At 65.7% G+C, this 18,279-nt stretch carries 20 protein-coding genes; 6 read left to right on the forward strand and 14 right to left on the reverse strand.

Annotated features, from left to right (window positions below):
• Positions 1-19 precede the first annotated feature (19 nt).
• From E8F12_RS09530 to E8F12_RS09550, 5 genes are all read left to right on the forward strand, one after another.
• Entirely contained in the window at positions 20-931 is a 912-nt protein-coding gene (locus E8F12_RS09530) for a branched-chain amino acid ABC transporter permease (protein WP_280324996.1), read from the forward strand.
• Between the two features lie 10 nt (positions 932-941).
• On the forward strand, positions 942-1,961 hold the full coding sequence (locus E8F12_RS09535; RefSeq protein WP_280324997.1) for a branched-chain amino acid ABC transporter permease: 1,020 nt from the start codon (positions 942-944) through the stop codon (positions 1,959-1,961).
• Positions 1,958-2,707 carry an ABC transporter ATP-binding protein gene (locus E8F12_RS09540; RefSeq protein ID WP_280324998.1) on the forward strand — a complete coding sequence of 250 codons (750 nt, stop codon included), beginning with the start codon at positions 1,958-1,960 and terminating at the stop codon, positions 2,705-2,707. The genes E8F12_RS09535 and E8F12_RS09540 overlap by 4 nt, the downstream gene beginning before the upstream one ends.
• Positions 2,700-3,389, forward strand: a complete 690-nt coding sequence (locus E8F12_RS09545) for an ABC transporter ATP-binding protein (protein ID WP_280324999.1) — start codon at positions 2,700-2,702, stop codon at positions 3,387-3,389. The genes E8F12_RS09540 and E8F12_RS09545 overlap by 8 nt, the downstream gene beginning before the upstream one ends.
• A 126-nt stretch (positions 3,390-3,515) precedes the next feature.
• Positions 3,516-4,769 carry an OprD family porin gene (locus tag E8F12_RS09550; protein WP_280325000.1) on the forward strand — a complete coding sequence of 418 codons (1,254 nt, stop codon included), beginning with the start codon at positions 3,516-3,518 and terminating at the stop codon, positions 4,767-4,769.
• Between the two features lie 154 nt (positions 4,770-4,923).
• Here the strand turns inward: E8F12_RS09550 and E8F12_RS09555 are convergent, their stop codons facing one another.
• The 4 genes from E8F12_RS09555 to E8F12_RS09570 all read right to left on the reverse strand — a co-directional run bounded on the left by E8F12_RS09555 (position 4,924) and on the right by E8F12_RS09570 (position 8,438).
• Positions 4,924-5,787, reverse strand: coding sequence for an alpha/beta hydrolase (locus E8F12_RS09555; protein WP_280325001.1), 864 nt, complete (start codon positions 5,785-5,787; stop codon positions 4,924-4,926).
• Between the two features lie 256 nt (positions 5,788-6,043).
• Positions 6,044-6,970 carry a catechol 1,2-dioxygenase gene (catA, locus tag E8F12_RS09560; protein WP_280325002.1) on the reverse strand — a complete coding sequence of 309 codons (927 nt, stop codon included), beginning with the start codon at positions 6,968-6,970 and terminating at the stop codon, positions 6,044-6,046.
• A 39-nt stretch (positions 6,971-7,009) separates the two neighbouring features.
• Positions 7,010-7,300: a muconolactone Delta-isomerase gene (gene catC, locus E8F12_RS09565; protein ID WP_280325003.1), complete on the reverse strand. Its 291-nt coding sequence runs from the start codon at positions 7,298-7,300 to the stop codon at positions 7,010-7,012.
• A 16-nt stretch (positions 7,301-7,316) separates the two neighbouring features.
• Positions 7,317-8,438: a muconate cycloisomerase family protein gene (locus E8F12_RS09570; RefSeq protein WP_280325004.1), complete on the reverse strand. Its 1,122-nt coding sequence runs from the start codon at positions 8,436-8,438 to the stop codon at positions 7,317-7,319.
• A 136-nt stretch (positions 8,439-8,574) separates the two neighbouring features.
• On the opposite strand from E8F12_RS09570, the gene E8F12_RS09575 reads away from it, so the two are divergent.
• A complete protein-coding gene (locus E8F12_RS09575; RefSeq protein WP_280325005.1) occupies positions 8,575-9,459 on the forward strand; it encodes a LysR family transcriptional regulator in 885 nt (294 codons plus the stop codon).
• Positions 9,460-9,660: 201 nt separating this feature from the next.
• On the opposite strand, the gene E8F12_RS09580 is transcribed toward E8F12_RS09575, so the two are convergent.
• The 10 genes from E8F12_RS09580 to E8F12_RS09625 all read right to left on the reverse strand — a co-directional run bounded on the left by E8F12_RS09580 (position 9,661) and on the right by E8F12_RS09625 (position 18,259).
• Positions 9,661-10,284, reverse strand: a complete 624-nt coding sequence (locus E8F12_RS09580; protein WP_280325006.1) for an NIPSNAP family protein — start codon at positions 10,282-10,284, stop codon at positions 9,661-9,663.
• Between the two features lie 61 nt (positions 10,285-10,345).
• Positions 10,346-11,623 carry an OprD family porin gene (locus E8F12_RS09585; RefSeq protein WP_280325007.1) on the reverse strand — a complete coding sequence of 426 codons (1,278 nt, stop codon included), beginning with the start codon at positions 11,621-11,623 and terminating at the stop codon, positions 10,346-10,348.
• 345 nt (positions 11,624-11,968) lie between these two features.
• On the reverse strand, positions 11,969-12,469 hold the full coding sequence (locus E8F12_RS09590) for a flavin reductase (protein WP_280325008.1): 501 nt from the start codon (positions 12,467-12,469) through the stop codon (positions 11,969-11,971).
• 18 nt (positions 12,470-12,487) lie between these two features.
• A complete protein-coding gene (locus E8F12_RS09595) occupies positions 12,488-13,447 on the reverse strand; it encodes a PDR/VanB family oxidoreductase (protein ID WP_280325009.1) in 960 nt (319 codons plus the stop codon).
• Positions 13,448-13,531: 84 nt separating this feature from the next.
• Positions 13,532-14,272 carry an SDR family NAD(P)-dependent oxidoreductase gene (locus E8F12_RS09600; RefSeq protein WP_280325010.1) on the reverse strand — a complete coding sequence of 247 codons (741 nt, stop codon included), beginning with the start codon at positions 14,270-14,272 and terminating at the stop codon, positions 13,532-13,534.
• 10 nt (positions 14,273-14,282) lie between these two features.
• Positions 14,283-14,759 (reverse strand): aromatic-ring-hydroxylating dioxygenase subunit beta, encoded by a 477-nt coding sequence (locus E8F12_RS09605; protein WP_280325011.1) that lies wholly within the window; start codon positions 14,757-14,759, stop codon positions 14,283-14,285.
• Positions 14,760-14,853: 94 nt separating this feature from the next.
• Positions 14,854-16,128 (reverse strand): aromatic ring-hydroxylating dioxygenase subunit alpha, encoded by a 1,275-nt coding sequence (locus E8F12_RS09610; protein WP_280325012.1) that lies wholly within the window; start codon positions 16,126-16,128, stop codon positions 14,854-14,856.
• Positions 16,129-16,172: 44 nt separating this feature from the next.
• The gene (locus tag E8F12_RS09615) at positions 16,173-16,691 is read right to left on the reverse strand and encodes a nuclear transport factor 2 family protein (RefSeq protein ID WP_280325013.1); all 519 of its coding nucleotides are present in this window, start codon (positions 16,689-16,691) and stop codon (positions 16,173-16,175) included.
• A gap of 5 nt (positions 16,692-16,696) precedes the next feature.
• On the reverse strand, positions 16,697-17,059 hold the full coding sequence (locus E8F12_RS09620) for an IacB protein (protein ID WP_280325014.1): 363 nt from the start codon (positions 17,057-17,059) through the stop codon (positions 16,697-16,699).
• Positions 17,060-17,086: 27 nt separating this feature from the next.
• Positions 17,087-18,259 carry an acyl-CoA dehydrogenase family protein gene (locus tag E8F12_RS09625; protein ID WP_280325015.1) on the reverse strand — a complete coding sequence of 391 codons (1,173 nt, stop codon included), beginning with the start codon at positions 18,257-18,259 and terminating at the stop codon, positions 17,087-17,089.
• Positions 18,260-18,279 lie beyond the last annotated feature (20 nt).

Raw genomic sequence — 18,279 nt, forward strand, 5'->3', positions numbered from 1 at the left:
ATCACCGCAGGACTTCGCCATGCTGTTGCTCGAACAACTCCTCAACGGCCTGCAGTACAGCGCCCTGCTGTTCCTGCTCGCCTCCGGCCTGACGCTGATCTTCGGCATCATGGGCGTCATCAACCTGGCTCACGGCGCCTTCTACATGGTCGGCGCCTTCTGCGCCGCCTACACCGCCATCGCCAGCGGCTCCTTCTGGCTCGGCGGCCTGGCCGCGCTGGCCGGCTCCGCACTCTATGGCCTGGTGATCGAGACCGGGATCATCCGCCGCCTCTACAACCGCGACCACCTGGACCAGGTGCTGGCGACCCTGGCGGTGGTGTTCTTCACCAATGAACTCATCACCCTGCTGTTCGGCCGCAGCCCGCCGGCCATGCCCACGCCGGACTGGTACAACACCTTCGTCGAGGTGCTGCCGGGCCTGATGTACCCGGTCAGCCGCCTGCTGTTCATCGGCGCCGGCCTGCTGGTGGCCCTCGGCATGTGGCTGCTGATCAACCACACCCGCCTGGGGATGCTGATCCGCGCCGGCGCGGACGACCACGAGATGGTCGGTGCCCTCGGGGTGAACATCTCGCGCCTCTACACCCTGGTGTTCGTCTTCGGCTGCGTGCTCTGCGGCCTGGCCGGCTTCATGGCCGCCCCGCTGCTCTCGGTGGAGATCGGCATGGGCGAGAAAGTACTGATCACCACTTTCGTGGTCATCGTGGTCGGCGGCGTCGGCTCAGTGCGCGGTGCCCTCGTCGGCGCCCTGCTGATCGGCATGGTCGACAGCCTCGGCAGGGCCTACATCCCGCCGCTGCTGGACCAACTGCTGCCCGCCGAAGTGAGTGGCGCGCTGTCCGCCGGCCTGATTTCCGCCAGCGCCTACATCGTCATGGCCCTGGTGCTGCTAGTGCGTCCGCGCGGCCTGCTGCCGGCCCGTGCCTGAGGAGAATCCCATGTCCCGTCGAATCATCATCGACCTGGCCTGCCTGGCCACCTTCGCGCTGATGCCGCTGCTGGCGGCGCTGCTCGACGAACCCTTCCTGGTCAGCCTGTTCACCCGCCTGGCCATCTACGGCATGGCCGCCGCCAGCCTGGATCTGCTGATCGGCTACGGCGCCCTGGTCAGCTTCGGCCACGCCGCCTTCTTCGGCCTCGGTGGCTACGTGGTGGGCATAGTCGCCTTCCATACCTCCCAGGGCATGCCGCTGTGGGGCTGGGAGGGCAGCAACAGCGCGCTGCTGGTCTGGCCGCTGGCCCTGCTCGGCTGTGCCCTGCTCGGCCTGGTGATGGGCTACCTGTCGCTGCGCACCAGTGGCGTACAGTTCATCATGATCACGCTGGCCTTCAGCCAGATGCTCTATTTCATCCTCGGCTCGCTGTCCCTCTACGGCGGCGATGACGGCATCTTGATGAACGAGCGCAACGCCCTGCCCGGCCTCGACCTGAACGACGCCAACCAGTTCTACTACCTCTGCGTGGCCCTGCTGGTGGCCTGGCTGCTGTTCTGCCGGCGCCTGGTTGGCTCGCGCTTCGGCTTCGTCCTGCGCGGCCTCAAGCAGAGCGAGCGGCGCACCGTCAGCCTCGGCCTCAAGCCGCTGCGCTACCGCCTCACCACCTTCGTCATCGCCGGCCTCGGCGCGGGCCTGGCCGGTGTGCTCTGGGCCAACTACGCACTGTTCGTCAGCCCCGACATGGCCTCCTGGCAGAAGTCCGGCGAGCTGATGGCCATGGTCATCCTCGGCGGCGTCGGCACCCTGCTCGGCCCGGTGCTGGGCGCGGCCGTCTACCTCTGCCTGGAACAGCTGCTGAGCCTGTGGACCGAACACTGGCTGCTGATCTTCGGCCCGCTGCTCCTGCTGGTGGTGCTGTTCGGCCGCCAGGGTATCCACGGCTTGCTGATGGCAGGCAAACGGCCGCGCAAGCCGGCCAGCGAGTCCGCCCCCGTCACCACCGCTCGCGAGGTGCACCCATGAGCGCGCAACTGTCCATCCGTGGCCTGGAGAAGGCTTTCGGCGCGGTGAAGGCCACCAATGGCGCCAACCTGGAACTGGCCGCCGGCGAGCTGCACGCCATCATCGGCCCCAACGGCGCCGGCAAGTCGACGCTGATCTCGCAGATCGCCGGGGAAATCCGCCCGGACAAGGGGCAGATCCTTTTCGCCGGCCAGGACATCACCGCCGTGCCGGCCCATGAACGGCCGCGCCTGGGCCTGGCGCGTTCCTTCCAGGTCAGCCAGCTGTACCCGGACTTCAGCCTGTTGGAGAACGTCGCCGTGGCCATCGCCGCTCGCGAAGGCAAGACCTTCGGCATGTGGAACCCGCTGTCCCGCGACCGCCGCCTGCTGGCCCCGGCCCGCGGCTACCTGGAGCAGGTCGGCCTCGCCCGTCGCGCCGAAGACCGGGTGAACGAGCTGTCCCACGGTGAGCGCCGCCAGCTGGAGCTGGCCCTGGCGCTGGCCCAGGAAGCCTCGGTGCTGCTGCTGGACGAACCCATGGCCGGCATGGGCGCGGAGGAGTCCGCGCGCATGACCGAACTCCTGCAGTCGCTCAAGGGCCGCTACGCCATCCTGCTGGTGGAGCACGACATGGACGCCGTGTTCGCCCTGGCCGACCGCATCACCGTGCTGGTCTACGGCCAGACCATCCTCACCGGCACCGTCGAAGAAGTACGTAGCAACGCGCAGGTCCGCGCCGCCTACCTGGGGGAAGAACATGCTTGAAGTCAGTGGATTGCAGGCCGGCTACGGCCTGAGCCAGGTGCTGTTCGACATGCACCTGAGCATCGAACAGGGTCAGGTGGTCTCGCTAATCGGCCGCAACGGCATGGGCAAGACCACCACCGTGAAATCCATCATGGGCCTGCTCAAGCCCAGCGCCGGGAGCATCCGCATCCACGGTAAGGAGATGCGCGGCGCCACGCCCTACCGCATCGCCCAGGCGGGCCTTGGCCTGGTGCCCGAGGGCCGCCGCGCCTTCGGCAGCCTGAGCGTGAAGGAAAACCTGCTGGCCACCGCCACCAAGGGCGGCAAGTGGGACCTGGCGCGCATCTACAAGCTCTTCCCGCGCCTGGAAGAACGCCAGGAGCAGCTGTCGAAGACCCTCTCCGGCGGCGAGCAGCAGATGCTGGTGGTGGGCCGTGCGCTGATGACCAATCCGCAGTTGCTGATCCTCGACGAAGCCACCGAGGGCCTGGCCCCGGTGATCCGCGAGACTATCTGGAACTGCCTGGCCACCCTCAAGACCGAGGGCGAGACCATCCTGGTGATCGACAAGAACCTCAAGGAGATGGCGCGGGTGGTGGACCGCCACCACATCATCGAGAAGGGCCGGCAGGTCTGGCAGGGCACGCCAGGCGAGTTGGTCGCGACCCCTGAGTTGTCGCACCGCTACCTGGGCGTCTGACCGGCGCCCATTCTCCCGGCCCGTAGTCACGACGGGCCGGAAATCCCGACGCAACCAGCCTCCCGCCGGCTCAGCGAAAGCCGGCGGCGGATGGTTGCGCCCAGAAAACAGAAGAAGAGCCTTGCGATGAACTACAAGACCCGCGCGATACCCCTCCTTGTGAGCACCCTTCCCCTTTCCGTCCTGGCCGCAGAATCCGGCTTCATCGAGGACTCCACCGCCACCCTGCAACTGCGCAACTACTACTTCAGCCGCGACTTCTCCGACATAGTCGGGCCGAACAAGCAGTCCAAGGCCGAGGAATGGGCCCAGGGCTTCATCCTCAACTTCAAGTCCGGCTACACGCCAGGGCCGGTGGGCTTCGGCATCGACGCCATCGGCACCCTCGGCATCAAGCTGGACAGCAGCCCCGACCGGGTCAACACCGGCCTGCTGCCGGTGCAAGAGGACGGCGAGGCCGCCGACGACTACAGCCGCCTGGGGGTGGCCGGCAAGATGCGCGTGTCGAAGACCGAGCTGAAAGTCGGCGAGCTGCAACCCAACCTGCCGGTGCTGATGTTCAGCGATATCCGCCTGCTACCGCCCAGCTACCAGGGCGCCAGCCTCACCTCCAGCGAGATCGCCGGCCTCACGCTGCAGGCCGGCCACCTGAACAGCACCAGCCTGCGCAACGAGGCCGGTGACGACAAGATCCAGGCCCAGATCGGCTTTCAGCCGCAGCGTCAGGCCTCCTCGGATGCCTTCAACTACGCCGGCGCCGACTACGCCTTCAACAGCAACCGCACCACGGTGGGCGCCTGGTACGCCCAGCTGGAAGACATCTACGACCAGCGCCTGATCAGCCTCAAGCACGCCGAGCCGGTGGGCAACTGGGTGCTGGGCGCCAACATGGGCTTCTACGACTCATCCGAAGACGGCAAGAAGCTGATTGGCAAAGTCGACAACCAGGCCTTCTACTCCCTGCTCTCGGCCAAGCGCGGCGGCCATACCTTCTTCGTCGGCTACCAGGCCATGTATGGCGACCAGGGCTTCCCCAAGGTGTTCGCCAACATCACGCCGCTGGGAAACGAGGTGCCCACCTACGAGTTCGCCTCGGCGGACGAGCGCTCCTGGCAGGTGCGCCATGACTACGACTTCGCCGCCCTGGGCCTGCCGGGCCTGACCACCACCCTGCGCTACATCCGTGGCGACAACGTGGACACCGGCCGCGGCTTCGAAGGCGAGGACTGGGAACGCGACCTGGACATCGGCTACGTGATCCAGAGCGGTTCGCTCAAGGGCCTGGGCGTGCGCGTGCGCAACGTCACCGCGCGCTCCAACTACCGCACCGACATCGACGAGAACCGGCTTATCCTCAATTACACCCTGGCACTGTTCTAAAACCGGGCGCCGCTGCCCATTCCAGGGCACGGCCTGCTCCACCTGTGGGGGCGAATTCATTCGCGATGGGCAGCGCAGCTGCCCCAAATGGGCCACCTAGGGCAGGCCTGCGGCCTGCTCAGCGATTGAAATCGCCCCCACAAAGAGCAGCTCGTTACAACTCCATCAGCCGCAGCACGGACTGGTACAGCGGCGTCCCCTGCTGCCCCAGCTCCAGCACCACATCGAAATGGTTCCTGCCCGGCGCCTCGACGAAACGGCCGGGCAGACCGCGCGCAGTCCAGGCATCGAGAAACTCGTGGGACTGGCGAGCGAATTCCGCCGTCTCCCGCGCCCCGTAGCTGATCACCAGCTCGGCTTTCTGCGTCGGCAGGTGGAAGGCCGGGCTGTTGCGCCGCGCCGCCTCCTCGTCCATACCCATCCAGCCGTTGATATGGGTGTCCAGCAAAGGCCGCAGGTCGAACAGCCCGCTGATGGGCAGGGCGCCGCACAACACACTGTCCGGCACGCCATGGCTGGCCTGCCAGCCGCCGGCCAGCAGCATCCCCGTCAGGTGTCCACCCGCCGAGCTGCCGCTCGCGTACAGTCGCTGCGGGTCGCCACCGAACTCGGCCACATGCCGGTACAACCAGGCCAGCGCGCGGCGGGTCTGGTCGACTATGTGGTCCAGGGTCACGGCCGGCGCCAGGTCGTAGTCCAGCACCACCACACAGGCACCGGCGGCGGTCAGGGCCGGCGCCATGAACGCCGAGTCGGCCTTGGACAGGGCGCGCCAGTAGCCGCCATGGATGAACAGCAGCACCGGCGCATCGGGCCGCTCGGCAGGGAAGATATCCAGCCGCTCGCCGGCCCCCGGGCCGTAGGACACATCCCTGAAGCAGCGCAGGCTGGCATGGGCCTGGTCGCTCAGCGCGCGGTACTGGCGCGGGTACTGGTCGAAATCCTCGACGCTGGCGCGGGCGTTGTATTGCACATCGTAATAGGCGGCCAGGTCGGCCGGGTCGCGGGGTCTGCTCATGGATGCCTCCGGTTCGGGATCGACCGATTAGGCGGCAACTGACGGAGCGGGGAAATCCGGATAGTCGGGGATGGTTATCCCACTAGTTTGTCCACGGTAGGGTGCGCCGCGCGCACCAGGAAACCCGAATCCGGCTCGGACCGGGAAAGTGCGCACGGCGCACCCTACGGCAATGACCGCAACGCAAGCATAAAAAAGCCGGCCAAACGGCCGGCTCAAATGGCGGGGGAACCAGCCTCCCCCGCCAAGTCGGAACTCAGGCTTCGGCGCGTACGCGGTCGCGGATGGCTTCCTGTTCCGGGCTCGGCGCCTTCTGCAGCTGGAAGCTGAACTCGATCTCGGCGAAGCGGCCGTCGACGCCACGAGCTTTGGCCGCGGCGGCGTCATCGTTGAAGCTCACTTCCCCCACCAGGCCGTCACGGGTGGCGTAGGCGAAGTCGTCCCACAGGTACTCGTCGCCCGACAGGTTGATCTGGGTGGTCAGGTGGCGATAGCCCGGCGCGGAGATGAAGAAGTGGATGTGCGCCGGACGGTTGCCGTGGCGGCCGAGCAGGTTCAGCACTTCCTGGGTGGTGCCATCGGGCGGGCAGCCGTAGCCGGACGGCACGATGCTGCGGGCGCGGTAGCGGCCGTCGGCATCGGTGAGGATGCGGCGGCGCAGGTTGTAATCCGACTGGGTGGTGTCGAAGTAGGAATAGGTGCCCTTGGTGTTGGCGTGCCACAGGTCGACGGTGGCGCCGGCGATGGGCTGGCCATCGGTGTCGAGCACACGGCCTTCGAGGAACATCACGGTGCCCGGGTCGGTGCCGTCGTCCATGCGGGTCTCGCCTTCGGAGAGCGGCGCGCCGGCCACGTACAGCGGGCCCTCGATGGTGCGCGGGGTGCCGCCGGACAGGCCGGCAGCCTCGTCCTGGGCGTCCAGCAGCAGGTCGAGGTAGTGCTCAAGGCCGAGGCCCGCCACCAGCAGACCGGCTTCGCCACGGGCGCCCATGCGGTTGAGGTAGTCCACCGCTTTCCAGAATTCCTCGGTGGTGACTTCCAGGTCTTCGATGATCTTGATGGTGTCGAGCAGGATGCGGTTGACCAGCTTCTTCATGCGCTGGTTGCCCTGGTCGTTGTTGAAGCCGCTGGCTTCCTGGAAGAACTTCTGAACGTTTTCGGTGCTGGACAGTTTGATAGTCATGGCTATTTCCTCATCTTGTTGTTATCGGGCGCGAAGCGATCAGCGATCGTCTTCGTGAATCGACGACGGGTGGCGGCACAGGCCGTCGACCTCGATATCCATGTAGGGGAACAGTGGCAGCTGCATCAGGGTGTCGTGCAGCTCCTCGACGCTGGCGAGGTCGAACACGCTGTAGTTGGCGTAGTGCCCGGCAATGCGCCACAGGTGGCGCCACTTGCCCTCGCGCTGCAGGCGCTGGGCCAGTTCCTTCTCGTCGGCCTTGAGCTTGGCGGCCTTGGCCGGGTCCATGTCGACCGGCAGTCTGACGGTCATCTTCACGTGGAACAGCATGGGATCGATCTCCTTGTTACTTGCGACGGAAGAACGCCAGGCGCTCTTCGTCCAGGACGAGGCCAAGGCCCGGGGTGCGCGGCACGTGCAGCTGGAAGTCGCGGTAGACCGGCGCTTCGCTGACGATTTCCTCGGTCAGCAGCAGCGGGCCGAACAGCTCGGTGTGCCAGGTCAGTTGCTTGAGGGTGACGAAGGCATGGGCCGAAGCCAGGGTGCCGATCGAGCCTTCCAGCATGGTACCGCCATAGAGGGCGATTCCGGCCGCCTCGGCGATCTGCGCGGTGCGCAGCACGGCGCGCGGGCCGCCGTTCTTGGCGATTTTCAGGGCGAAGATGCTGGCCGCGCCGTCGGCCGCCAGGCTGAAGGCGTCCTCGACGCTTTCAATGGACTCGTCGGCCATGATCGGCGCCGGGCTGCGCTGGTTCAGGCGCACCTGGCCGGAGCGGTTGATGCGCGAAATGGGCTGCTCGATCAGGTCGATGCCGTTGTCGCCGAGGATGCGGCAGGCGCGTAGGGCCACGGATTCGTCCCAAGCCTGGTTGACGTCGACGCGCACGCTGGCGCGGTCGCCCAGGGCCTTCTTGATGGCGATGACGTGGGCCAGGTCCTTGTTCACTTCACCGGCGCCGATCTTCAGCTTGAAGATGCGGTGGCGGCGGATTTCCAGCATGTGCTCGGCTTCGCTGATGTCCTTGGCGGTGTCGCCGCTGGCGAGGGTCCAGGCCACTTCCAGGCCGTCACGCACGCGGCCACCGAGCAGCTCGCTGACCGGCAGGCCAAGGCGCTTGCCCTGGGCGTCCAGCAGCGCGCTTTCCAGGCCCGACTTGGCGAAGGTGTTGCCCTTGGCAGCCTTGTCCAGACGCAGCATGGCGGCGTTGATGTTGGACGCGTCCTGGCCGATCAGCAGCGGACCGAGGTGGCTGTCGATGTTCTGCTTGATGCTTTCCGGGCTCTCGTTGCCGTACGCCAGGCCACCGATGGTGGTGGACTCGCCGAGACCTTCGATGCCATCGGAGCAGCGCAGGCGGATCACCACCAAGGTCTGATTCTGCATGGTGTGCATGGCCAGCTTGTGCGGGCGGATGGTCGGCAGGTCGACGATGATCGCCTCGACGCTTTCGATCAGAACTTGGCTCACTTCAATACCCATCAGGTTCGTTTCATCTGGGTCTGGATATTGGCTGCGACCGCCGAAGGGGTCCAATATAGAGTTTGTCTAGCTCGATACCTTGGAGGTATCGAAAACCTGCAACGCCAAACACCCGGGAGATTCCATGGAGCTTCGCCACCTGCGCTACTTCCAGGCGCTTGCCGAAACCCTCAACTTCACCCGCGCCGCGGAGCGCCTGCATATCGCCCAGCCGCCGCTGAGCCGGCAGATCCAGCAGTTGGAGGACGAACTGGGTGTGGCCCTGCTGGAGCGTGGCCGGCCCCTGCGCCTGACCGAGGCCGGGCGCTTTTTCCACGAGCACTCCAGCGCCCTGCTCGAGCAGTTGGCGAAGGTCTGTGACAATACCCGCCGTATTGGTTCGGGGGAGAAAGCCTGGTTGGGCATCGGTTTCGCCCCTTCCACCCTCTACGGCGTGCTGCCGGACCTGATCCGCCGCCTGCGCAGCGATGCGGGCCTGGAACTGGGCCTGTCGGAAATGACCACCCTTCAGCAGGTGGACTCCCTCAAGGCAGGGCGCATCGATGTCGGCTTCGGGCGCATCCATATCAACGACCCGGCCATCCAGCAGGAGGTGCTCACCCTCGACCCGCTGGTGGCCGCCCTGCCCGCCGGCCACCCGCTGCTGCCCGGCCCGGTGAGCCTCACGGACCTGGCCCAGGAACCCTTCGTGCTCTATCCCGGCAACCCGCGACCGAGCTATGCCGACCATGTGCTGGCGCTGTTCGCCGCCTACGGCCTGCAGATCGAGGTGGCGCAGTGGACCAACGAGCTGCAAACCGCCATCGGCCTGGTGGCCGCCGGCATCGGCATCACCCTGGTGCCCGCCTCGGTGCAGGTGCTGCACCGGGTCGACATCGGCTACGCCACCCTGCAGGAGGCCCAGGCCACCTCCCCCATCATCATCAGCCGCCGGGTAGGCGACGCCTCGCCGGCGCTGACCCACTGCCTGGCGCTGATCGAGGAGTTGTCGGAAGGGCGGATTGTCTAGCCAGTCCACGGACCATCCATCTCTTGTAGGGGCGAATTCATTCGCCAAGGGCAACGCAGCTGCCCCGGAGAATTCACAGGGCAGACCTACGGCCTGCTTGGCGAATGAATTCGCCCCTACATCAAGAGCGCCAACCGACACATGAAAAAAAAAGGCCCGCAAAGGAGTGGAACGGGCCGAGGTAAAGCGTGAAAAAAACTGCTACTGCAAGGGCGAAAACTTCGCCGGCAGGTAGAGGGTGGAATGCATCTCGCGCAGTTGCGGCCCTGAGTTTTCCGGCGGCCAGGCGCCGTCCTCGACGGCCCGCGTGCGCACGTCGAGGCGCTGTTCCAGGCTGGCGTAGGGCCAGATGTGCAGGTAGCGCGGCGTGCGCCCGTCGGTGGCGTAGAAGGCCGCGTAGACCTGGGAATAGCCCTCACTGGTGCGCGGCCCTATGGCCTTTTTCCAGCCCTCCAGGGTGGGCGTCAGGCCGGAAGGAATCAGGTTGTATTCCCGCAGCTCGTAGAACGGCCCGTGGGCGCCTGGCGCAAGGGGTTCGAGGAAGGGGAAGAGGTTATAGCTCTCCACCTTCGTATCGAGCATGAATTCTTTGATGCCGAAGGCATCCCGCGCCAGCAGGTAGCGCTCGCGCTCGGTCTGTCGCGCCTGTTCGTCGCTGAAGCCACGCAGTACGGCGACCTGGTTCAGCGGGCCGATATCCGAAGACCAGCAACCGACCAGGGTACATCCCGGTGCCGCCTCGGCAAGGGTCCGTTCCAGGCGCGCCAGTGCCGCGGCCGGGGTGCGTACCCGCAGGGTGAAGGTGATGAGTTCGTAGAGTCGCATCGGCGGTCTCGCTGCCAGGACCCGAGGCGGGGCCGACCCTTCCAGGCCGGCCCCGGGCAGGTCAGAACTTGAAGGTGTAGGTGGTGATCAGGCGGTTCTCCTGGTAGTCCGGACCGGAGGCGTTGCCGTTACCGTAGCGGGTCTTGACGTCGATGTTGCGCCATTCGAAGCCGACGCCCCGGAGCGGGCCGCTCTGCACCACATAGCTGAGGTAAAGGTTGCGTTCGCTCTCGACGTTCTGGTCCAGGGCGTTGCTGCCACGGTCGATGCCGGTGCCGCGCAGGTAGCGGGTCATCAGCTTGAGACCGGGCACGCCGTAGGCGGCGAAGTCGAGGTCGTAGCGCAGCTGCCAGGAACTTTCGTTGGGCTTGACGAAGCCGACGGTGGACCAGTTCACCAGGTAGGGCTGCGGCGCGAAGCCGTTCAGCGTCGGGAAGACGCTCTCGCCGAGCATGCGCTGGTAGCCGACGCCAATGGCATGGGGCCCCTTGCGCAGGGTCGTCATGGCGCCGTAGGAGTGGTTGTCGATATCGCCGTAGAGCGCCTTGCCGTCCTCGCTGTTGTCGAAGTAGCGCAGGTCGGTCTTCAGGCCATAGCCGCCGCCCAGGTCGGCGGTGTGGGTCGCGCCCAGGTAGTGCTGCTGGTAGATGTCCTCCAGCTGGCCGTAGAAGTAGCTGGCGGTGAGCGCCGGGCTGAAGGCGTAGGTGGCGCCACCGAAGTTCAGGCTGTCGCTGCGGCGCTGGATGTCCGGGCCATTGAACAGGTACATCTTTTCGCGGTTGGAGGATTCGCGACTGCTGATCTCGGTGAAGCGCCCGGCGGTGAGGGTGAGTTTGTCCACCTCGCGGGACTCCAGGAGGAAGCCGTGGTAGGTGGTGATCAGCTGACGGGAGTCGTCGTAGAAGGCCACCGGCAGCATCGGCCGGTGTTCGCCCACCTTCAGCTCGGTCTTCGAGTAACGCATCTTGCCGGTCAGCGCCGCGCGACCGTAGTCACGCACCTGCTCACCCTTGCTGTCGTCGTAGGGAATGATGGTATCCGGGCCCCGCCCGCCACCGCCATCAAGGCGATAGGCATATTGCCCGGAAACATCGAGACCGAACTGCAAAGTGCCTTCGGTATATCCGGAGATGGCGCGAAAGTCGAAACCCTGGGTCCAACTCCCGATGCGCGACTTGGGTGCATCGTCCTGTTTGAAGTCGCGGTCGATATAGAAGTTGCGCAGGCCAAGACTGATCTGCCGATCCTTCACGAAGTCCGCCTGGGCGGAAATCGGCATGAGCATCCCCATCAGGCCGGCGGCGGCTACGCCGCTGGCCAGCCAGCTTTTGTGGAACATGGACGTGATCCTTTCTTACATGTGCACGCGAAGCACATTTAGTGGGAGCAGATTAATGAGCGAAAAGAACAACTTCGGCAGTTAATCCACCTATTGTTTTTATGGCCACTTGTTGCAAAAAGGTCGTAGCAAGGCCCGCCACCCGAACATGTACGGGCGCCCTCGATTTCTAGTTATGGGTACAACTTGATAACCGGATGAAATACGACTTCATCCGATATTTCGGATTAGCTCCGAAATTTCTTTCAACACCGTCCGTTGGGCTTCGCATAGCTCAGCCACAACCTACAAAAGCGAGCCCGGCCCCGTAGGTTGGGCTGAGCGAAGCGAAGCCCAACAAAGGCGTCAGCAGGCCGAACGGGAGGCATCCCCCAGGCGGTGGTAGGCGCGATTGAAATACACCAGGCCTTCCTGGCTCTTGCCGTGGCGGATGCCCAGCACCTCGCAATAGAAGATGGTGTGGGACCCCACTTCATGGGCCTGGGCGATGCGGCAGTCGAAGCTCACCAGGGCGTCGTCGAGCAGCGGCGCGCCGCTCTCCAGGGTCCTCCAGCTGGCGCTGGCGAAGCGCTGCTCGGAATCCAGCTCGCGGTTGGCGAACACGGCGGAAATATCCTTCAGTTCGGCGGTCAGCACGTTCACGCTGAGCACGCCGTTCTGCTTGAAATGACCATTGGCGAACGAAGAGCGGTTCATGCAGACCAGCAGCGTCGGCGGCTGGTCGGTGACGCTGCATACCGCCGAGGCGGTGAAGCCCCAGCGCCCGGCGGCGCCATCGGTGGTGATGACCGAAACGGCGCCGCCCAGCAGCGCCATGGCATTACGGAATCCAGTGGTATCGACCATGGTCTTGCCCCTCTGCTGTCAGATGTCCAGCACCAGTTTTTTCGACTTGGCTCGCGAGCAGCAGACCAGGATCTGGTCGTTGGCGGCCTTCTCTTCATCGGTCAGGTAGACGTCGCGGTGGTCCGGTTCGCCTTCCAGCACGTCACACAGGCAAGTACCGCAGACGCCCTGTTCGCAGGAGATCTCGATCTTGATGCCCACGCCGGTCAGGGCGTCGACAATGCTCTGGCCCTCGGCCACCTGCACGGTCTTGCCACTGCGCTGGGCCACCACTTCGAAGCCTTCGCCGCTGGCGTCCACTTCCACCTGGAAGTACTCGCGGTGGATGTGGTCCTCGGCGTAGCCAGCCTTGCGGGCTTCCGCGATCACCCAGTCCATGAACCCGGCCGGGCCGCAGACGTAGACGTGCACGCCCTCGGCCGGCGCCCCCAGCACGGCGGGCAGATCGAGCTTCTGCGCGGCGTCTTCGTCATCGAAGTGGGTGCGCACGCAGGCGGCGAAATCGGCGCCTTCCAGCTCGTCGAGGAATGCCGTGCGGCTGCGCGAACGGCCGCAGTAGTGCAGCTCGAAGGCGCTGTCCTGGGCTGTCAGCTGGTGGGCCATGGCGATCATCGGGGTGATGCCGATGCCGCCGCCGATCAGGATCGAGCGGCTGGCGCCGGCGGCCAGGGGAAACAGGTTGCGCGGCGCGCCGATGGCCACTTCGCTGCCTTCCTGCAGCAGTTCGTGGACGGCCACCGAACCACCGCGGGAAGCCGGATCGCGCAGCACGCCGAGGCGGTAGACGGAGGCGTTGGCCGGGTCACCGCAGAGGGAGTACTGACGCACCAGGCCGGGCTTGAGGTGGATGTCCACATGGGCGCCGGCCTCGAACGCCGGCAGGGGTTTGCCCGAGGGATCGGCGAGGTCGAGGATCACCACGCCCTCGCCCTGCTCCTGCCGTTTGCGCACCACCAGATTCAACACTTGCTCACTCATACCGGCCTTCCCGCACCTTCGAGGTGCTGCTTGTTCTCGTTCGTTGGTACCGACCGCGCGGCGGCGCCGCGCGGTGTTGCTGCATCAGCGCATGTAGATGCCGCCGTTGACGTCCCAGGTGGCGCCGGTGGTGAAGTAGGCGTCTTCCGACGCCAGCTGCACCACCAGGTTGCCGAGGAACGCCGCGCTGCCCAGGCGCTTCACCGGGATGGCCTCGATCAGCTTCTCCAGGCGTTCCGGCGGCACCGCCGCGCGCACCGCCAGGGATTCGATCGGCCCCGGGGCGATGGCGTTGACGGTGACGCCGTTGGCCGCCAGTTCGCGGGCGAAGATCTTGGTCAGGGTGACGATGGCGCCCTTGGACGCGGCGTAGTGCGCTCCCGTGGCGGTGCCGCCGTTCTGCCCGGCCAGGGAGGCCATGTTGATGATCCGTCCGTAGCCACGGCCGGCGAGGTAGGCGCCGAACACCTGGCAGCCGACGAAGGTGCCGCGCTGGTTGACGCTGATGACCCGGTCGAACTCCTCGGGGCTGATCTGCATCAGCGGCGTGGTCAGGGTCATGGCGGCGTTGTTCACCACCACATGCAAGGCGCCCCAGCGGGCCACCACCGCATCCAGCGCCGCTTCGAAATCGGCCTTCTGGCCAACGTCCAGCTTCAACGCCTGCACGCGTTCACCGGACGGATCGAGATCCCGCGCGGCGACCTCGGCCTGCTCCAGGGAGAGGTCGGTGATCACCACCGCATAGCCGGCAGCGTGCAGCGCTCGGGCAATCTCGTTACCGAGTCCCTGCGAGGCGCCGGTGACCAAAGCAATCTGGCTCATGACGGCGCCCTTAGAGGATGTAACCAATGCCCGCGAGGGTATCGGTGGAGTTGATCAGCTGGATCAGCTTGCGCTGGATCTTGAAGCCCTCTCCTTCGCGCTTGAGCTGGAAGGTGATGTCGGCGGTGTAGTGCTTGAGCACGTCCTTGCGAAATTCCCGCAGGTTCTGCGCGCAGCGCACGGTCACCACGCCGTCTTCCTCGCCCAGCACGCGGAAGCGCGACAGGGCACGCACGGTGCGGGCACGCGGGCTGGTGGAGATGGACTCGCCACCGATCAGGCGCTGCACCCGCAGTTGACGCATGTGGTGGTCGTCGTAGGCGTAGTTCAGGGTGTTCTCGAAATCGGTCTCGTTGGGGTCGATGGGGATGATGTAGGTCCCCTTCTCGGTCCACAGGTTCAGCCAGGCATCGAACTCGCCGTGGTCGAGCATGTCCGCTTCCTGCCAGATGAAGGCGCTGACGTGGTTGAGCAATTCAAGGTTCATGGTGAGTCTCGTCAAATAGTGCGTTGCATGGCGACGCCATCCCATTGCCTTCTCCCACGCGCGGGAGAAGGTGGCGCGAAGCGCCGGATGAGGGTCACACCGACATCATCTTTTTCCACTGCTGATAGGCCGCGCGCATGCCGGTCTCGGCGCTCACGTCGCTGATCAGCCCGTCCTCGCTCTGCCGCTCACCGGGCAGGCCGCGGTTGAGCATGATCCAGAGGTCGGTGCCGGCCTGGGCGCCCTTCTGCACGCGCTCCCAGGCCTCGGAATCGTCCGGGGTGCCGAAGCCCATGGGGCCCTGGAAGTGCTCGTGCAGGCGCAGGCGGTAGCGGTTGGCCACGGCAGGGCCGCCGTCCATGGTGATGACTGCGTGGTGGATCTCGGTCTCGTTCACCGAGATGGGCTGCAGCACGCGGAAGAAGGCCATGGAGCAGGCCACGTTGGGGAACAGGTTGAGGTTGAAACCGGAGCCACCCACGGCGCGGACGATGCGGCGCACCTGCTGCTCTTCGATGCCCTCGGCGCGCAGTTCTGCGGCCAGGGCCTCGAAGCGCTCGGGGATCGGCTTGTCGAGGTCGGCTTCCAGGTCCACCAGGTCGGGGATCATCACCATCACGCTGTGGCCGTTGCCGAGGTCTTCGACATAGCCCGGGCCCTTCACGAAGTCGAAGAGTTCCAGGGTCTGCTCGTCCACCGAGGACAGAAAGGACTTGTGCACCAGCGGGAAGTGGTAGGCGTCGGTGGTGTTTTCCAGCTGGATCTTCCAGTTGCCGGGGAAGCGGAAACGGTGCTCGCCGGAGACCTTCACGCCATAACCGGCGCCCTGCTTCATGAACAGGTCAATCCATTTCTTCGCTGGGCCGAGGAAGTCCACCAGCGGCTCGATGTCGTCCTTGAAGGTGGCGAAGATCATGCCGTTGTACTGCTCGACGCGCAGGCTCACCAGCGGCAGCTCGCCCTTATCCAGGCAGTCGGCGTAGCTCTCCGGGTGCGGCACGCCGCGCAGGCTGCCGTCCAGGGCGTAGCTCCAGCCGTGGTAGGGGCAGACGAAGCTGTTGGCCTTGCCCTTCTTGTGCTCGCAGACGGTGGCGCCACGGTGGCGGCAGCGGTTGAGCAGCACGTGCACGTCCTTCTTGCGGTCACGCACGACAATCACCGGCTGCCTGCCGATGTAGGTGCTCTTGTAGCTACCGGCCTCGGGAATCTCACTGGCGTGGGCGACCCAGATCCAGGTGCTGTAGAAGACCTTCTCCAGCTCTTCGTCGAAGAGGCGGGCGTCGGTGTAGAGGGCGGTGTGCACGCGGTCGTGCAGCACCAGGTCGGCCGGCGAGCTGGCCAGGTTCACGGTTTCGATCAGGTTGGTCACGGTCACTCCTCGTCGGTGCAAGGCACCGACTCACAGAAATTGGTTCATTCGGCCGTCTTGCCCGGCACCGGCAGGTGCGCGGAATCGTTCCAGGCATCCACCGGGCGGCTGAACAGGTTCTCGGTCTGGAAATGCGCCATGCGCCAGGCACCCTCCTCTTCGCGGAACTTCACCGTCAGCCGCGCCGCGTTGAGGTGCGAGGCGCCGCTGGCGAAGGTGGAGGTCTGCAACATCACCCAACTGCCGGTAGCCTCGACGCCTTCGACGCGGATCAGCTCCGAGCAGAGGAAGTGCACGTTCAGGGCGAAGTGCGCCGGCTCTACCAGGTAGGTGGCGAACATGGCGCGGATCGCCTCGCGGCCCTGGTAGCCGCCGAAGCTCTTGGCATACTTGGCGCCCTTGCCTTCCCAGACGGCATCGGCGGTGAACAGTCCGGCCAGTTCGTCCAGGGGCGTGCGAGCATCCAGGGCGTCGCACAGCTCCATGTAGCGGTTCATGCAGGCGCGCACGGCGTGTTCGCTTTCCAGCTGGCGCAGGCGGCGTTCGAGGGCTTCGGTCGACATGGCGGTCACGCGCGCTGGATGATCAGTTCGCGGCCGGTACGAGCCTCGACCTTGGCGTAGCGCCACAGCTTGTAGGTGCCCTCGCCCACCGGGGTGGTGCGGAACAGGTTGCAGGCGGCGTGCACGGTTTCGAGGTCCGGCACGTCGGCCAGCAGGTAAGTGGTCCAGGGGTAGCCGGTGGAAGGGCCGACCATGCTCTGGTCGTCGTCCATGTTGCCGAACACCTTCACCCCGGGCAGGTCGTGGATGCCGTTCCACATTTCGCTGAATGCGGCCCAGACCTGCAATTGCTCCTCGCGCGGGGCGTCGAAGAAGTTCTGGTTGATCCCCATGCAGAAGAGGACGCGCAGGGCTTTTTTCTCGCTCATCAGAATCACCGATCAGTCAGTTGGAATTCACAGGTAGCCGGGCAGCGGCTTGTTGCCGAAGAAGATCGCGCCGGCGTTCTGGTAGGTCATGTCGCCCATGAAGGCGTGCTGGGTGATCACCAGGGTGTCGTTGACGAAACGCGACAGCGGGTTGTCCCGGTACACCCCGCTCATGCCGGAAAGCATCTGCGCGCTGCGCGCCACTTCGGCGGAAACACGGGTGGCGTGGGTGGAGGACAGGCGCAGCAGGTTGGTCTGCTCCACGCTCACCGCCTGGCCGGCCAGCACGCTGTTCCAGGCGCTTTCCATCGCCTCGTAGAACCAGGCGCGGGCGGCGCGCAGTTCGGCCTCGGCCTTTGCCATCTGCATCTGCGCCAGGGGGCGGTCAGCCAGGGCCGGCGCGCCGGTCACCGAGTAGCGTCCGCTTGCCATGCCGCTGAGGAAATCCAGTGCGGCGCGGGCGACGCCCAGGCCCACCACCGACAGCACCTGGGTGGCGAAGGACAGCGACGGGTAGCGGAACATCGGTTCGTCGAGATTGGATGGGCCGCCGCGGACGAAGGTCCAGTCCTCGGGCACCACCACGCCTTCGATCACCACGTCGTGGCTGCCGGTGCCGATCAGGCCGACCACATCCCAGGTCTCCTCGATCTTCACCTTCTCGCGCGGCATCACCGCCAGGCGCGGCAGGCCGATGGTCTCGCCGTTCTGCGGGCTGATGCCGACACCGATCAGAGTGGCACCCATGCAGCCGCTGGAGAACTTCCAGCGGCCGTTCACTTCCAGCCCGCCGTCGACAAAGGCGGCCGGTTGCGGCGGGAAGATGCCGCCGGCGAAGACCACGTCCGGGCCGTTGGCATAGACCTTCTCCAGGGTCGCCAGGGGCAGCGCCGCCAGGTACACCGGGTTCATGCCGAAGCTCGCCACCCAACCGGCAGAACCGTCAGCGGCGGAGATGTCCTCCACCATCTGGCAGAACTCCATGGGCGAGCGTTGGTCACCGCCGAAGCGGCTCGGCACCAGCGCGCGATAGACGCCGAGCTCCTTGAAGCGCTCGATCACGTCCTGGGAAATGCATTTCTGCCGGTCGAATTCCTCGCTCCGGGCACGCTCGCGGATATCGGCGAGCAGCGCCTGGAATCCTTCACTCGCGGTAATCGGGGCGGTGCGCGGGTAGTCCAGCTCGCTTAGCGAAGACATGGGGCTCTCCAGGTGGGCTT

Source organism: Pseudomonas sp. BN102 (assembly GCF_029871245.1).
Classification (GTDB): domain Bacteria; phylum Pseudomonadota; class Gammaproteobacteria; order Pseudomonadales; family Pseudomonadaceae; genus Metapseudomonas.

Bases quoted from the DNA above. Each gene is read 5' to 3' on its own strand.
- E8F12_RS09590 (WP_280325008.1), bottom strand. From the start codon at position 12,469: ATGGTCGATACCACTGGATTCCGTAATGCCATGGCGCTGCTGGGCGGC.
- E8F12_RS09550 (WP_280325000.1), top strand. From the start codon at position 3,516: ATGAACTACAAGACCCGCGCGATACCCCTCCTTGTGAGCACCCTTCCC.
- catA (WP_280325002.1), bottom strand. From the start codon at position 6,970: ATGACTATCAAACTGTCCAGCACCGAAAACGTTCAGAAGTTCTTCCAG.
- E8F12_RS09615 (WP_280325013.1), bottom strand. From the start codon at position 16,691: ATGTCGACCGAAGCCCTCGAACGCCGCCTGCGCCAGCTGGAAAGCGAA.
- catC (WP_280325003.1), bottom strand. From the start codon at position 7,300: ATGCTGTTCCACGTGAAGATGACCGTCAGACTGCCGGTCGACATGGAC.
- E8F12_RS09575 (WP_280325005.1), top strand. From the start codon at position 8,575: ATGGAGCTTCGCCACCTGCGCTACTTCCAGGCGCTTGCCGAAACCCTC.
- E8F12_RS09625 (WP_280325015.1), bottom strand. From the start codon at position 18,259: ATGTCTTCGCTAAGCGAGCTGGACTACCCGCGCACCGCCCCGATTACC.
- E8F12_RS09530 (WP_280324996.1), top strand. From the start codon at position 20: ATGCTGTTGCTCGAACAACTCCTCAACGGCCTGCAGTACAGCGCCCTG.
- E8F12_RS09585 (WP_280325007.1), bottom strand. From the start codon at position 11,623: ATGTTCCACAAAAGCTGGCTGGCCAGCGGCGTAGCCGCCGCCGGCCTG.
- E8F12_RS09580 (WP_280325006.1), bottom strand. From the start codon at position 10,284: ATGCGACTCTACGAACTCATCACCTTCACCCTGCGGGTACGCACCCCG.
- E8F12_RS09535 (WP_280324997.1), top strand. From the start codon at position 942: ATGTCCCGTCGAATCATCATCGACCTGGCCTGCCTGGCCACCTTCGCG.
- E8F12_RS09555 (WP_280325001.1), bottom strand. From the start codon at position 5,787: ATGAGCAGACCCCGCGACCCGGCCGACCTGGCCGCCTATTACGATGTG.
- E8F12_RS09545 (WP_280324999.1), top strand. From the start codon at position 2,700: ATGCTTGAAGTCAGTGGATTGCAGGCCGGCTACGGCCTGAGCCAGGTG.
- E8F12_RS09600 (WP_280325010.1), bottom strand. From the start codon at position 14,272: ATGAGCCAGATTGCTTTGGTCACCGGCGCCTCGCAGGGACTCGGTAAC.
- E8F12_RS09595 (WP_280325009.1), bottom strand. From the start codon at position 13,447: ATGAGTGAGCAAGTGTTGAATCTGGTGGTGCGCAAACGGCAGGAGCAG.
- E8F12_RS09540 (WP_280324998.1), top strand. From the start codon at position 1,958: ATGAGCGCGCAACTGTCCATCCGTGGCCTGGAGAAGGCTTTCGGCGCG.
- E8F12_RS09605 (WP_280325011.1), bottom strand. From the start codon at position 14,759: ATGAACCTTGAATTGCTCAACCACGTCAGCGCCTTCATCTGGCAGGAA.
- E8F12_RS09620 (WP_280325014.1), bottom strand. From the start codon at position 17,059: ATGAGCGAGAAAAAAGCCCTGCGCGTCCTCTTCTGCATGGGGATCAAC.